The sequence below is a fragment of the Marinomonas communis genome, from assembly GCF_004363305.1.
Lineage (GTDB): Bacteria > Pseudomonadota > Gammaproteobacteria > Pseudomonadales > Marinomonadaceae > Marinomonas > Marinomonas communis.
The window spans coordinates 160,629-176,093 of record NZ_SNZA01000006.1; the positions used below are offsets into that span (position 1 = coordinate 160,629).

13 protein-coding genes are annotated in these 15,465 nt (G+C 44.5%); 9 read left to right on the forward strand and 4 right to left on the reverse strand.

The genetic code is table 11. The features are described 5' to 3' along the window. Positions 1–87: 87 nt before the first annotated feature. From C8D85_RS15990 to C8D85_RS16015, 6 genes are all read left to right on the forward strand, one after another. Positions 88–1,296 carry an ABC transporter substrate-binding protein gene (locus C8D85_RS15990; protein WP_133564631.1) on the forward strand — a complete coding sequence of 403 codons (1,209 nt, stop codon included), beginning with the start codon at positions 88–90 and terminating at the stop codon, positions 1,294–1,296. Further along, positions 1,289–5,146 carry a hybrid sensor histidine kinase/response regulator gene (locus C8D85_RS15995; RefSeq protein WP_133564633.1) on the forward strand — a complete coding sequence of 1,286 codons (3,858 nt, stop codon included), beginning with the start codon at positions 1,289–1,291 and terminating at the stop codon, positions 5,144–5,146. Before C8D85_RS15990 ends, C8D85_RS15995 begins: the two co-directional genes overlap by 8 nt. An 11-nt stretch (positions 5,147–5,157) precedes the next feature. Further along, positions 5,158–6,225 carry an HD domain-containing phosphohydrolase gene (locus C8D85_RS16000; protein ID WP_133564635.1) on the forward strand — a complete coding sequence of 356 codons (1,068 nt, stop codon included), beginning with the start codon at positions 5,158–5,160 and terminating at the stop codon, positions 6,223–6,225. 133 nt (positions 6,226–6,358) lie between these two features. Next, positions 6,359–6,916: an alkyl hydroperoxide reductase subunit C gene (gene ahpC, locus C8D85_RS16005; protein WP_133564637.1), complete on the forward strand. Its 558-nt coding sequence runs from the start codon at positions 6,359–6,361 to the stop codon at positions 6,914–6,916. Positions 6,917–7,115: 199 nt separating this feature from the next. Beyond that, positions 7,116–8,663, forward strand: a complete 1,548-nt coding sequence (ahpF, locus tag C8D85_RS16010) for an alkyl hydroperoxide reductase subunit F (protein ID WP_133564639.1) — start codon at positions 7,116–7,118, stop codon at positions 8,661–8,663. Positions 8,664–8,818: 155 nt separating this feature from the next. Further along, on the forward strand, positions 8,819–9,970 hold the full coding sequence (locus tag C8D85_RS16015) for a hypothetical protein (RefSeq protein ID WP_133564641.1): 1,152 nt from the start codon (positions 8,819–8,821) through the stop codon (positions 9,968–9,970). A 60-nt stretch (positions 9,971–10,030) separates the two neighbouring features. Here the strand turns inward: C8D85_RS16015 and C8D85_RS16020 are convergent, their stop codons facing one another. Beyond that, positions 10,031–10,309, reverse strand: a complete 279-nt coding sequence (locus tag C8D85_RS16020; protein WP_133564643.1) for a hypothetical protein — start codon at positions 10,307–10,309, stop codon at positions 10,031–10,033. Positions 10,310–10,479: 170 nt separating this feature from the next. Here C8D85_RS16020 and C8D85_RS16025 point away from each other — a divergent pair, with 170 nt between their 5' ends. Further along, the gene (locus C8D85_RS16025; RefSeq protein WP_133564645.1) at positions 10,480–11,394 is read left to right on the forward strand and encodes a DMT family transporter; all 915 of its coding nucleotides are present in this window, start codon (positions 10,480–10,482) and stop codon (positions 11,392–11,394) included. Here the strand turns inward: C8D85_RS16025 and C8D85_RS16030 are convergent. After that, a complete protein-coding gene (locus C8D85_RS16030; RefSeq protein WP_133564647.1) occupies positions 11,367–12,419 on the reverse strand; it encodes a helix-turn-helix domain-containing protein in 1,053 nt (350 codons plus the stop codon). The two genes, C8D85_RS16025 and C8D85_RS16030, sit on opposite strands and share 28 nt — an antisense overlap. Positions 12,420–12,559: 140 nt before the next feature. On the opposite strand from C8D85_RS16030, the gene C8D85_RS16035 reads away from it, so the two are divergent. Both C8D85_RS16035 and C8D85_RS16040 read left to right on the forward strand, forming a co-directional pair. Next, positions 12,560–12,898 (forward strand): DUF805 domain-containing protein, encoded by a 339-nt coding sequence (locus tag C8D85_RS16035; protein ID WP_133564649.1) that lies wholly within the window; start codon positions 12,560–12,562, stop codon positions 12,896–12,898. A gap of 2 nt (positions 12,899–12,900) precedes the next feature. Further along, positions 12,901–13,401: a hypothetical protein gene (locus tag C8D85_RS16040; protein WP_133564651.1), complete on the forward strand. Its 501-nt coding sequence runs from the start codon at positions 12,901–12,903 to the stop codon at positions 13,399–13,401. 43 nt (positions 13,402–13,444) lie between these two features. Here the strand turns inward: C8D85_RS16040 and C8D85_RS16045 are convergent, their stop codons facing one another. After that, a complete protein-coding gene (locus C8D85_RS16045; RefSeq protein WP_133564653.1) occupies positions 13,445–14,683 on the reverse strand; it encodes an MFS transporter in 1,239 nt (412 codons plus the stop codon). A 138-nt stretch (positions 14,684–14,821) separates the two neighbouring features. Beyond that, positions 14,822–15,328 (reverse strand): glycine cleavage system transcriptional repressor, encoded by a 507-nt coding sequence (locus tag C8D85_RS16050; RefSeq protein ID WP_133564655.1) that lies wholly within the window; start codon positions 15,326–15,328, stop codon positions 14,822–14,824. Positions 15,329–15,465 lie beyond the last annotated feature (137 nt).

Below are 15,465 nucleotides of genomic sequence, written 5' to 3' on the forward strand. Positions count from 1 at the left end.
TCGTTAGTAAGGCATTCCCTCGCCTAACTTTTCTTTATACTAATTTCGTAATGCCTTATGTTCGGAGTGCTGTAACGAGGATGTAGTGTGCGTAGGAATCCATCAATCTGGCGCAAAGTTGCACTGGCTGTAGCAAGCGTGCTTTTGGGAAATGTAAGTGCTGAGCAGGTATATTTTGGTTTTACTGGGCCTCTATCCGGCGCCAGTGGTCAATTTGGTCAACAATTAACGAGCGGGATAAGATTAGGGTTTTCTAGATTTAATGCCCAATCGGATTTACCTTATCAATTATCTCTCATCGCTCGTGATGACGGTTATGAACCAGATAAAACACCAGATTTAGTTAAACACTTGGTGGAAGAGAATAGAGTAATAGGCTTAGTAGGAAGTGTTGGAACGCCTACCACAATAAGTACGCTACCCATACTAAAACACTATCAATTGCCTTTGGTCTCACCTATTACAGGCAGTAGCCTACTAAAACAAGATGACTTGCAATCACTGATTTTTACTCATAGGCCGAATTATCACGATGAAGCTCAGCAATTAGTTAAATATGTCGCCGGCAACTTAGCCATTTCACCTAAGGACATGGCTGTTTATATACAAAAAGACAGTTATGGTGAAGTCACGCTACGCAGTCTTACTGATGCTTTAAAGCCTTACGGTTTAAACCACGCCAACGATTTATTACAAATCCATTATGTACGTAATCACCCTCACACAGAACAGGCTGTCGCTCAGGTCCTATCGCAACCAAACCCTCCCAAAGCCATTTTTTTAATAAGCACCTTTCCTGCGGCATCGGAGCTTATTCGCATGCTAGACAAAGTGGGGATATCACCTCTCTTTGCAGCGTTCTCATTTGTCAGTCATGAGACTTTAAATGAACAATTGAAACACACCAAAGCTCGAGTACTATCCACTCAGCTCCATCCTTGTTTAGATGACACATCATCTCCCATAATCAAAGAGTTTCTAGATGACCTAAAGTCACTTTCTCCGTCCACTCGCGCGACTTCAGTAGTATTTGAAGGCTACATGGCAGCCCGCTACATTGAACAGGCTTTAATTGCTTCCAAATTGACTTCCCCACCTACGCGCCAAGAGTTTCACCAAGCTCTAATTGATTACGAACGCTCACATAAAACTGACCAAAATAGAACGAAGCCAAAAATTGAAATGGGGCAGAATAAAAACGGTATCTGGCTTGAATGGCATAACCACAGGACAGATAAGTTTTATTGCGGCGACTCGTTGCCTGAAGCATCCATCATAGAGGTTGTAAATGAGTAAAATACGAAACTTTCAACCTTCAATCACACCGCTTGTTAAGTTACTTACTTTTTTTAGCCTGATATCTATTGTCATTGGCACCACCATTCTTAGTAGTACTGCGTACGACCTTAAAGAACAACTTAACTCCCTACGCAGTCGCCAAGTGGCTATGACAGATGCTGTATCCGAACTACGAGAAATCGTTCCCGCACAGAGAACGCGAATGCGTCAGGCTCTTTTAGAAAACATAAACCCATCTTATCTAGATCAAAGCCTTATCTCACGATACAACCGTGCTCTTAATGTCTTAAGCATGGCCTCTGAAGAAAACATGGATATCGCTTCATTAAGCATGTCCCTACAATCTCGCGGAAGGCAAATCAATGAACTAACCGCCAAAGTAAATGCTTGGTACAGCTTGAAGGAACAAGTAGAAACTCAAGCAGAAAGAGACACATTAACCCTCAAAGCTCAAGCCGAGATAGATACGATCACAGGACTTTTGAGGGGGTTAAATAGCAGTCATCGCTTACAAGAGGCGGTGTTGTTATTTAAATACCGTAGCGCCTCCCCTACAGAACAACTCCAGTTAACTGAAGAGTATATGACGCTTCGAGCAAGCGCTGTTGAGAGCTCTCTAGCGACAGCGCTCGAAGACATTCTCAGCTTAGAAATGAGTGTTAATAACCTAACTATCGCTAGTACACAGACACAACTGATCGACTTATTAAATAATCGAGTTTCTCCTACTTTCGAAAGGCTAGACTACGCTATTTCACAGATTCAATGGCAGTTTCCAAATGTTTACAAGCAACTTATAGATGAGTCTGTTGCGCTGAAAAATGTATTATATGGTAATGAATTTCACTTCAACCAGCTTAATGTGATTGAGCTTGGCAAAGGCGGTTTGTTTAATGAACGTTCTGCCAAGATAGACGTTGAAATCAAGCGACAAGCTATTAACCTGCAAGTGGAAGGTATTTTTTCTCCGCTGACTGGCCTACTCGATAGAATCAGCGAACTGGTCCAATCAGAAACCCATAGACTCGAAGCTCAAATAGAGCAGCAACTGTCACGTTTAAGCATTTCAATCCTTTGGATTGGCAGTCTAACCAGCCTCATTATCCTGACACTTGCTTGGGTCATTTCGAAGCGCGTTAAGCGCCAGCTAAATACTCTATTGGAAAGCGAAGATCGTTTCCGCTCGATGTTTGAATCGTCACCGGATCCGGCCTGGATTTTAAGAGACGACTTCATTATTGAATGTAACGATTCCGCGGCGGAGACTTTAGGGTACATATCTGTACAGGAGCTGCTCGATACCAGTATGAGTGACTTGTCACCTTATACGCAGCATGACGGTAGTGCCACGCTCACGAAGTTAGAACTGCTCAAAAAACAGGTATTTGATAAAGGTCACTGCTATCAAGAGTGGGTCTTTAAAGATAAGCGTGACGAGACTATTTATGCGGACATGACCATGATATCCGTTATTCTCGATGACAAGCCGGCCATTATTTGCACATGGCGTGATGTCTCTGAGCGTTTTAAATATCAAATCTCATTACAGTCCTACAAACAAAAACTCGAGGAAGAGATTGCTGAGCAAACCCATGAATTAAAAGAAGCAAAAGATAATGCCGAACAGGCAAACCGTGCTAAAAGTGACTTCCTCGCAAATATGAGCCATGAAATTCGAACGCCTATGAATTCCATCATCGGTATGTCGTATTTAGCACTCCAATCAGGTCTAGACGGGCGTCAGCGCAAATATATCCAAAATGTTCGTAACTCTGCGGAGTCTTTACTCGGCATCATCAACGATATTCTCGACTTTTCTAAAATCGAAGCTGGAAAAATTGAATTAGAAAGTGTTCCATTCCACCTTCAAGATGTCCTGAATGAAATCGCGAATTTATTAACGATCAAGGTCGAAGAGCGCGATTTAGAGCTGGTGTTCGATATTGACGTAGACTTGCCGCAAGTATTTAAAGGCGACGCTATGCGCCTTCGCCAAATACTGCTAAACCTCGGCAACAACGCTGTCAAATTTACACAGGATGGCGAGATCATCATCCGCGCACGCTACGTACAACATTCCTCTGAAACTATTGAAGTACAGTTTTCTGTTTCCGACACGGGTATTGGTATTCCAAAAGAGAGCCAGAAACACTTATTCCGCTCATTCTCTCAAGCAGACAGCTCGACTACTCGTCGGTTTGGCGGTACCGGACTTGGACTCGCTATTTCCAAGCAATTAGCTGAGCTAATGGGCGGGCGAATTTGGTTAGAAAGTGAGGAAGGTAAAGGTAGCACATTTAACTTTACCGTTGTTTTAGAACGGGTTGAAGATGAAATCCCTGTATGCAACTGGTCGTCAGCACTGAACATTTCTCGGGTTCTTATTGTCGATGATAACGATACAGCAAGAGCTGTGCTACGCGCGAATGTCGAGTCTATTGGTTTAATTTGTGACCAAGCAACGGACGGACTCAAAGCTCTAAATCTTATCAAAATAGCAGAGAATGAAAGTCGCCCCTACGATTTGATTCTTGTCGACTGGAAGATGCCTCATCTAGATGGAGTAGAAACCTGTCGAAAAATTATAGACTCACATCCCAACAAGCCACCCACCATGATTATGGTGACAGCTTATGGCTTAGAAAAGGTAAAAGATGCTTCCAAAGGACTCGATATTTCCGGGTACTTAACTAAGCCTATTACAACCTCAAGTTTATTTGACGCTATTGCTAATTGTTATGGTGTTGAAAGACTAAAAGACCAAGACACTCATCAGTCTGCATTACAATCGAATGACTTCTCTAACTTAGCAGGTCTTCATATATTGCTAGTGGAAGATAATGAGATTAACCGAGAACTCGCAATAGAACTGCTAACGCAACAGGACATTCAAGTGGATGTTGCGGTGAATGGGCAAGATGCCTTAGAAAAAGTCACCGATAAAGCTTATGACATGGTCTTGATGGATTGCCAAATGCCCGTGATGGATGGCTATCAAGCCACCAAAGCCATTCGCGAGCTACCTCAATTTAGCGATCTGCCTATAATTGCGATGACAGCCAACATCATGCAACAAGATATCAATCGAGCGATTGAAGCCGGTATGAACGATCATATCGCAAAGCCAATCAACTTAGTGCAGATGTTTACCACCATGGATAAATGGGCACCAGAGCATGCCGAGCAACGCCCACTTAAATCTAGCTCTACCCAAAAAGAGCCTAATACAGCAGACAGCGCATCGGATGAACTGCCCAATATTCCTCAAATGAATACCATAGTAGGGCAACAACACACACAGACCTTATCACTGTACAAACGTTTACTGCTTCGTTTTGTCGAAACTCAAGCCAACTTTACTCAGGAGATGGCAGAGTTAATCGACAAAAAACTGTTTGAAGACGCTACAAGACTGGCTCATACACTAAAAGGTACGTCTGGCACGCTAGGCATGGAGCATTTATCTTTGCTAGCGGCTACAGCCGAGTCGCAACTTGAGCAAAAAGAGCCTAATCAAGCTACATTACATGAGTTAAATGACGAGCTGCAGCTCATACTGAATCAGCTATCAATTTGGCAAACTACACAAAACAACACACAGAAAAAGCGAATACCAGTGGAAAGCGAACTTTCTACAGAGGAAAAACTTAAACGCCTGACTACACTTCAAGAGTATTTGGATCAAAATTTATCAGAAGCACGTGAATTCGCGGAACAACTAGCATCACATTTTGTAGATATCGAAGAACGCAGACACATCGACGATCTTTGTAAAGCAGTCGAGATTTATGACTTCGACCTCGCCTTAGAACATTTACAGGCGCTGCAGGCACGTATTAAGGATTAAGCGAGTGATATATGGTGGAAAACAATACAAGCACAACGCCTCAAGCAGAACCGACAAAACCACAAAAACCTACACTGCTTGTGGTCGACGACATACCTGAAAATATTGACGTTCTCGTGGCATCGTTGCGCGACGAATACAGTATAAAAGTAGCCCTCAATGGTGCTAGGGCTTTAGCCATCGCTCAGAAAAGCCCACGTCCTGACCTCATTTTGCTAGATGTTATGATGCCGGAAATGGATGGCTACGAAGTCTGTCGGCGACTCAAAGCTGATCCTGTTACAGCGAACATCCCCGTTATTTTCGTCACCGCTAAACACGACGTCAGCGACGAAGAGCGAGGCTTTTCACTTGGTGCGGCTGACTACATCATTAAGCCAATTAGCCCTCCTCTTGTGCGTGCTCGAATACGCAATCAAATAGCACTTTACGATCAGAATCGACAATTAATGGAAAAAGTACGCGAGCGAACCAAGGCGCTTCAAGAAAGCCAGCTGCGTATTATTCATCATTTAGGAAGAGCCGTTGAATACCGTGACAACGAAACAGGCGCCCATGTTATACGTATGAGCTATATATCCAAATACATTGCCGAGCGCTGTGTGGACGACAAAGAGTGGATTGAGCGCCTATTTCATGCAGCCCCGATGCACGATCTTGGGAAAATAGGCATTGCCGATAAAATTCTTTTAAAACCTGGAAAACTCGATCCTGAGGAATGGGAGCAAATGAAGCGTCATACTCAATTTGGCGCTGACATCCTCTCAGTTGATGGCGATCCGCTACTGGAAATGGCTCGCACGATTGCTTTAACGCACCATGAAAGATGGGATGGTAAAGGCTACCCTGCAGGCCTTAAAGCAGAAGAAATCCCTTTAGAAGGTCGCATCGTTGCCCTTGCCGATGTGATTGATGCATTGCTGTCAAACCGCCCCTACAAAAAAGCATGGAATATAGAGCAAACATGCGAGTATGTGAAAGGGCAAGCTGGTCGTCACTTCGATCCAAAGCTTACTGAGATTGCATTGGATCTCACTATTAAAATTGCTGACTTGCGCATTCAATATCCAGATACTTAAAGTTTATTGAGGTGTGATAGTTTTTTTTTATCTAAGTTTTAGTAAAACACAATTTCAATTCGTCACATCGACCCCATACTATAGACACTGTTGGTAACGCAAACAGCGAAATACACTTACTAAGGAGATGAACATGATTAACACTCAAATCAAACCATTCAACGCGACTGCATTTAAAGAAGGCGAATTCGTAGAGATTTCTGAAAAGGACGTTCTAGGCAAATGGGCCGTGTTCTTCTTCTACCCAGCTGACTTCACTTTCGTATGTCCTACAGAGCTTGAAGATCTTGCAAACAAATACGAAGAACTTAAAGGCATGGGCGTTGAAGTGTTCTCTGTATCTACAGACACTCACTTCTGTCACAAAGCTTGGCACGACACTTCTGAAGCAATCGGCAAAATCAACTACTACATGGTAGGTGACCAAACTGCAACGATCACTAACAACTTCGGTGTTCTACGTGAAGGTCAAGGCCTTGCTGACCGTGCTACTTTCTTGATCGATCCAGAAGGTACTATCCAAGCAATGGAAATCACTGCAGAAGGTATCGGCCGTGACGCTGAAGACCTAATGCGTAAAGTGAAAGCTGCTCAATACGTAGCTGCACACCCAGGTGAAGTTTGCCCAGCTAAATGGAAAGAAGGTGAAGCGACTCTTGCTCCATCTCTAGACCTAGTAGGCAAAATCTAAGACGCCTCTTCCTTTGTTGGGCGCTTAGCGCCCAACATCGGGCTTAGCCTTCCAGTGCAAGGCAGATAAAGCCCAAAACTTATTTTTCGAGCTAAGGAACCTCACACCTCAAAGAGCAGGTGCTGACCTCTCTCGCCCGAAATTTATTGGCACTGTAATCATTTTAGTAAAACTCAACTAATACAACGGGTTAATCAATATGTTAGACGCAAACATGAAACAACAGTTGGGCACATACCTTCAAAACATCGTTAATCCGATTGAGATTACTGTGTCCTCAAATGGCAATGCAAAATCTGAAGAACTACTAGAATTAGCGCGTGAAATCACCGAGCTAAATTCAGCAAAAATTTCCATGTCTGTGAACGAAAACTCAGCGGGCCGCGCACCACAAATGACCGTGGGACCACAAGGCGGCGAAGCGCGTGTTCACTTCGCAGGTATTCCGATGGGTCACGAGTTCACCTCTCTTGTATTGGCGCTATTACAAGCGGGTGGTCACCCATCGAAAGCGACTCAAGAAACACTTGAGCAAATCAAAGGCTTAGATACTGAGCTGAACTTTGAAGTATACATTTCATTGTCATGTCACAACTGTCCTGATGTGGTTCAAGCCGTTAACCTAATGGCTGTATTGAACCCTAAAGTGACCGCGACAATGATTGATGGCGGCTTGTTCCCGCAAGAAATCGAAGACCGTAAGATCATGGGGGTACCAGCCGTTTTCCTAAACGGTGAGCACTTTGGCCAAGGTCGAATGACTCTGGACGAGATTTTAAACAAGGTCGATACCGGTGCAGAAGCCAAACAAGCCGCTGCTTTAGCAGAAAAAGCGCCATACGACATGTTGGTTGTTGGCGGTGGTCCAGCAGGTTCAGCGGCAGCGATTTACGCAGCACGTAAAGGCATTCGTACCGGTGTGGTAGCGGAGCGCTTCGGTGGCCAAGTGGCAGATACGATGGCAATCGAAAACTTTATCTCTGTTAAAGCCACTGACGGTCCTAAGCTTGTCGCAGGTCTAGAACAGCACGTACTAGACTACGATGTTGATTTGATGAAAACGCAAAAAGCCGTGCGTGTAGAGAAAAAAGATCTGATCGAAGTCGAGCTTGAAAACGGTGCCGTACTGAAAAGTAAATCTGTCGTACTTGCAACCGGTGCTCGCTGGAGAGAAATGAATGTACCTGGTGAGCAAGAGTACAAAACAAAAGGCGTTGCTTACTGCCCACACTGTGATGGCCCACTATTCAAAGGTAAGAAAACAGCCGTAATCGGTGGTGGTAACTCAGGTATTGAAGCAGCGATTGACCTTGCAGGTATTGTCGAACACGTTACCGTTCTGGAATTCGGTGACAAGCTACGTGCCGATGATGTTTTGGTTAAGAAAGCCGAGTCCTTGCCTAACGTAACCATCATCAAAGAAGCCATGACTACTGAAGTATTAGGCAATGGTGAACATGTTACAGGTCTTCAATACACCGACCGTAAGACAGGTGAATCACACAAATTGGATCTAGCTGGTATTTTCGTTCAGATCGGCTTGGTACCAAACAGTGAATTCCTAAAAGATACTCTGGAACTGACTGATCGTGGTGAAATCGTGATCGATACTCACGGCCGCACTTCAATGGATGGTGTTTTTGCAGCGGGTGACGTAACTAACGTTCCGTTCAAGCAAATCATTATCTCCATGGGTGCAGGCGCTACGGCAGCACTGGGCGCATTCGACTACTTGATTCGTAACTAAACCTTAGTCAAAACAGCTAAATATCAAACCGCCTTCGGGAAACCGTAGGCGGTTTTTTATTTTAAATAACATTCGTTATCGTTGAGCTCTGTTTTTTGTCAAAAGAAGCCCTTAATATTGTAAGAAATTCACAAATAGTAAATAGGAATGTTTTCATGCTAAAGGACTTCAAAGGATCAATGATTGCTGTTTCGATTGCTATAGCGCTAACAGGCTGTGCAACGACAGGAAACAACGCAACAAATAGCCTGGCCGATGAAGCAGCTCGGTCTGAACTCATGATTCAGATTAATTCGGTAAAACAATCCATCGATGCGGCAGACACAGCCTTTGAAGAAGGCAAAGAACTTGAGCTTAACTGGTATGCTTCAGAAGATTTTGAGGAAGCGAAGCAAGCATTGGAAAAAGCAAAGTCTTACTATGCTGAATACGAGGCCAACCCTGACGAAGCAATGGATAAAACAGGTTTCTTTAGCTCAACAACTAATATTGAAGCCACAGAAGAAAACCTAAGTATATTTACCGCAAAAATAGCCAGCGCTAAAGCGACTCGAACATTGGTTCAAACGACTCTGACAGAAGCATTTGATAACAGAGAGTACCTGAAAACCATTGACGCAGACCAACACTTCCCCGATTTAGTCAAAGCATTAGATAAAGAATTAAAAGATCTTATCGACGATATTGCTGATGACAAAACGGAACGCGCTATTGCTGGCCAAGCAGAATTAGTTGCAAAGCAACGAGCCCTTGAAGTCAAAACGATTACCAAGGTTTATCTAACAAAAGCTCAAGACAGCTTCCAAGCGTTGAACAACACTAACGCCAAACAAGTGGCTCCTAAATCGTTCTCTGAGGCATCGTCTACATTAACGGAAGCTCTGGCATTTGTTGCAAGTGCTCCAAAGCAGCTTGAACAGATTGAAGAGAAAGCCAATCTATCTCTTTTCTACACCAAGCGAGCAGAATTGATCGCTGACGAAGTAAAGCAGCTACGTTCTCTGCAACAAAAGCCTCAAGAACACGAGAGTTACATCTTACGTATAGAAGCACTTCTTTCACCTATCCAAGAAGCATTAGGTTCAAAAGATGCTCGCAACCTAAGCTTTGAGGAGCAAACCAAAGCTTTAGAAGATTTTGTCGCGCAAAACCTTTCGGACGACGAAACAGCAGAAAAAGCGCTGCAAGAAACAAAAGCGTTGCTTAAAGAGAAAACGGAATATATTGAGTTTCTTAGAAGTAAGATAGCGACTGCAGAACAAGAAAATACTGCATCCACTGAAGAGACATCAAATACAGAAAATTAAACGAAAGAAGAAGTGGAAGTCATACAGTATGACTTCCATTATCTTAGTTTGATGGATGCCTTATCCTTGAAACGCCATCGGTAGTAATCCAAATGCTAAATAGCAAAACCAACCAATAGCGGCGACACCACCAACCCAAGCAATTTTTTTCACTCCGGGATAACTTGGTTTGGGCTCTTCTGGAAGTTTCGCTGTTTGACTTGCACAAGCTTCTTCTGCAGAGCTTGCTTCTACACAACCTACTTCGTTATAGCCACATAGTTTCAATTGAGCAATGATGGCGTTATCTTGTTCAGCGCGGATGCGCTCATTTCTCTGTAAAACAGTAAAAGTTTGCATGCTGTTATCTCTTGCAATCAATGCGTTGGCTTTGGGGTAAATGGTAACATTTCTCAACTTTTATAGGGAAAGAGTTTTTATGCTGTCAATATCTGACTTTACATAGTACAAATGAGTTCCTGTGTTACGGCTCTTTGTTCTAAGCGGATGCATCAACAAGGAAGTAATTCATGCTAATTTTCTACGTGTTATTGGTACTGATTTGGTCTACAGGTTTTATCATCGGTAAGTTCATCGTGGGGCTTATTGATCCCAATGTGTACTTAACCATGCGCTTTACTGCGGTCGCCCTGCTATTTTTCGTGCTAGCAAAAGCATTAAAACGATCTTTTCCTGTGCGAAAAGACCTTCCTAAACATTTCCTAGCTGGCACTCTTCTGAATGCATTCTATTTGTCTTTGGCCTACATTGCTTTGGCACAAGGCTTACCCGCTGGAATCATGGCGTTGATCGGTGCATTACAACCACTGCTTGTCACCTGTTTAGCGCTCGTTCTTATTAAAGAGCGTACATCCCTTCTTGGCATGATCGGTATGCTGATCGCTATCTCAGGCTTACTGCTAGTTATTAGTCCTTCTTTAACATCTGACGGCTCCGCATCGTTCTCCCCATGGCTGGCTTTGTTAGGCGGAGCTGGGGTATTAAGTTTAGCGTTAGGCTCCGTCTATCAAAAAATGTCGATTGCTGATTCAGACATTGTCAGTGCGATGGCTGTGCAGAATTTCGCTGCAGCAGTCGTCTCTGGCGTATTTGCCTTAGCGCTGGGCGAGCATCTCTTTGTGGTGAGCTGGCAGTCATTTGCCTTAGTCGCTTGGGGCGTCTTAGTGCTGTCCTGCGGCGGTGTGTTTTTATTGATATGGCTACTTCGTAAAATCCCCGCAGCAAGGGTGTCGACCTTGATGCTGCTCGTACCACCTCTTGCCGCGATTGAGGGTTATCTCTTGTTCAACGAATCACTCAGTCCTCTTCAAATTGCTGGCATCATCGTCACACTCAGTGGCGTACTGTTAAGTCGCTTAACCTGGCCATTGACGTGGCCTAAAGGACAGAAACACTCTCAGGATAAACGACTAGCGTCTCGGTAAGCGCTTGGGGTTTGTTGTGTTAAGCGGGAGAATTCTCTATGAAAATTGGACTTCGTTTGAAACCCTGAGTCTAAATAGATTTGTGTAATCGGTGCACTAGTTGTCGCCAGTAACTTTTTCGCATGTTCAATACGATAATGATTTACCCACTGTGAGACATTTTGAGAAGCAGTCCGATTAATCGCAGCAGAAATCTGCCGTGCTGGAATCCCAACTTTTCGAGCAATTTTCGCCAGCGTTAGATCAGGGTCTAAGAACAACGCTTGTTCTTGTAAAACCTGGTTGGCTTGCTGGGAGATGCGCATGGCATCAGCTTCTTCATCAAGGCTTGCCTCCCCATCTGTTTGAGCTGGGGTGTCCTCTACTTTTATAGATTCATCGACCTCAGCTGGATTCTCTGTGTCATCGGTCGTCGTCACACTTAAGCAAACAACGGATAACGCCAGAGTCGGTAATAGCAGTGCGTGACCAATGGATAGAATCCACACGGCATGCAGACCTTGATAGAGCATAAAATCTAACGTCATCGCGCCATCAATCAAAGCAGAGAATAGCAACATGGTGCCCGCAACTCGCTCCGACTGAATCGCCCAGTGCAAATCCGTTAACCTGACGTTTTCTAGCTCGTGACTATGTTTCGCGGAGCGCCATAAGGCCACTCCATAAGCGATATACTCAGCAGTAATTAGTATATCGACTGGTGGTTGCCACCATGGATAAGTCACCGCACAAACGCCAACCAATGCAGGCAATAAGCCATGCCACCATGGCAGGCGCTGTTGACTTCTCGCCTTGGCAAATACCCACCATGCTAAAACGGGAATCAAACTGGCGCAGATGGGTTGTAGCGTTCGTAGTAACGCCACATCAAAAGTCCAGCGCAGCCCTACAATAAACGTCGTAAACGCACACATTAATAAGAATGCACAAGCCAGTAATGACGCATGGCGACGCTGCATCCACATACTACCAGCCAATACACACAACAATAACGACACCACAAACGGTAGAGGAATGGCCACCATATTTCGCTCCTTTGACACCTATCTCAGAACATCCAGTGTGTCCTAAGTCGCAAAGCAAGACGTCCTAAATCCTGATCTAGGACGCGAGTTTACAGGCTTTGCTCGATTATGAACTCACTTTTTAACACAGGAGAACTCCCATGTATTGGTATCTTGATGCTTTTCGTCACTACGCTGATTTTACTAGCCTAACCCAACGCCGAGCGTTCTGGATGTTTGCGTTAATCAGTGTCTTGATCAGTCTGTTTATCGCCACGATCGAAATACTGACTAATAACCCAGGATGGCTTGATCTGATTTACTCAGTGATCGCGCTGATTCCAACATTGGCCATTACGGTAAGACGTTTACGAGACACGGGCTTATCACTTTGGTGGTTTCTCGTCTTGCTGATCCCAGGTTTCGGTGTGCTCATCATGCTGGTTCTATTGAGTCTGCCAAGCCAAAACCACGCAACTTATCAGTCAAAAGGAGTCTAAGAATGCATACTCTGATCGTTATTCTTTGGGGGGTGGTTCTGTCTTTATTTGCTATGAGCGCCCCAGCACGCTCCTTGCCAACTATTCCTTCAGGCGCTCACGGTGTACTCACCATCACCTCGGTGAAGGTTGGCAGTTTACCCTTTTTACATGGATTAAAAGGAGAAGGACGCTATCTCACATACAATGCTCAAGGAAAGCTATGCCAAGCGGCTCCAGTAAAGCTCATCGCAGGTGCAAAAACAGGTGACCGAATTGGATTTGGCGAAAGGGAGGATATAGAAATGGTGGTTTACAGTGAGGTAATTTCTAAACGCTTATTGGCGGGGCAGAAAACTGTGAGCATCGATTTCAACATTGACTATCAAATGCATAATCCACGTACGGATATCCAAATCACGCAAGGCTTACTTCGAGAGGAAGGCTTCATCCTCCACCCTCATAAAGCCTGGTCTAGTTGGTTTGGTGTTCACTCTAACGCCTTGAAATGCGAGACTATTTAACGCGCTGTTTTAAAGGGGCTTGGCAAACATGGCCCCTGCTCGTTTACTGATCTTGCGACAATCGTTTTGGCTGGTATACAACACGCCAATACAAAGTTCCGATCAAAAGCGCGAATATGGCAGACAAACATCCAAACCCTATTGACCAACGAGCGCCAAATTCATCTGCCACCCAGCCGACTAACGGTGCCCCCAGTGCCGTACTACCCATCATGGTAGCTAGCGCAATCGCCATCACACGACCACGAAATGCTTTGGTCGTAGACAGTTGAATGAAAGTGAAGGTTGAGATCGTGAGTAATTGAGTACTTAATCCAAGCAGCGTCATACAGACAGCGAACAACATAAAGCTTGGTGCCAAAGCCAATAACAATGCACTCAGCGCCACAGCAAAGGGTAAACAAACAAGAAAACCGAAAGTAGGCTGTGCTCGGCTAGCCGTCACCAGCGCGCCGAGAATCGAGCCAATGGCCATCATGGAAATCAGCATACCGTATTGGCCCGCATGCCCTTGAAAAACATGCACCGTCATAGCTGACAAATACACAGGAAAATTCATCACTACAGAAGTAATTAACGCCACCGTGCATAGCAAAACAATGATTTCTCGTCGCTGATTGATATATCGAAAGCCAGCCAAAAAGCCGGCTTTACCACTATTAGTTCGAGTCTCATTGAGCCCTAGCAAGGTCTGCCTACCTAGCCAAAACAGCGCAAACAGTAATGGAGCGAAGGTAATGACATTCAGCATAAACACCCATCCAGTTCCCCACACCGCAATTAAAACGCCCGCAATAGCAGGACCAATCAATCGAGCGGAATGGAATGACATGGAATTTAGGGACACTGCATTCGGCACATCTTTCTCCGCCACCACATCAGAAACAAACGCATGGCGTGCAGGGGCATCAAACGCGGAGACAATGCCTAAACCAAGCGCACAGGCATAAACATGCCAAAGCTGAACGACATCAAGTAATACGATAGAACCAAGAATAAACGCTAATCCAGCCATGGCTAGCTGAGTTAATAAAAGCAGTTTACGTCGATCAATCCGATCTGCTGCCCAGCCAGTCACTGGCAACAGTAATATCTGAGGAATAAATTGTAGGAACACCACCACGCCCACTGCTGCAGCGTTTTGTGACGTTAAGTCTGAAATAACCAGCCAATCTTGAGCTGTACGCTGTAACCAAGTACCAATATTGGAGATAAAGGCTGCACTCACCCATAAACGGTAATGTGGATTGCTGAGCGCGCGGAATGTGGCAGGAAGTGGCATAGAGAACCTGTTTCGCTTAAATAGCTCTATTGAAACAGGTTCCATCTAGGCTGCAACTGGAAACACAATATTTCCCAGAAGCTCATATAAAAGACTTATTTGCTACACCTGATTATTTCTAGTGGGTAGCGAACTGGGTTATTCCACCAGTTCAACCACCAAGTCACTGCTGATCTCTTCGATGGCTTTTTCTAGCGCTTGCACTGAGCAGTTAGCAGGCAAAGCGATTTCCAATTCCGCTTTGAAAAGCATTTCCGAGCTCATTGGGGCTGGCTCACAATAGCTATTCAAATCAATTACATTGGCACCTAGACTACTGAGCGTTTTCGATACTTCACGAATAATACCAGTACGATCATTACCCATGACGGATAACACGACAACATCCTGGGTTGCAGTACCTTGATTGGCGGCTTCAATTGATACTTTTAAACCTATTTCGGAGAGTGCTTTTAAGGCATCGACGAGGGCCAACTCGTTTGCTTTAGGTACGGTCACAGTCACGATTCCGGCGAACTTATCAGCCAAATGCGCCATGCGACTCTCACTCCAGTTGCCATGGTGTTCAGCGACCACATGGGATAAGGCTTCTACCAATCCTGGGCGATCGTCTCCAATTACTGTTAACACTAAATGCTGCGTCATAAGACCATCCTATTGTTGTATTTCGGCAAGTGTTTAGATCAGTATAAACCTGTATATCAGTCACCGTCAGCAGAAAAACACCTTTCATAGTGATATCTAAATGTGAATAGATACCAATCATAACGAATGACCTCTAG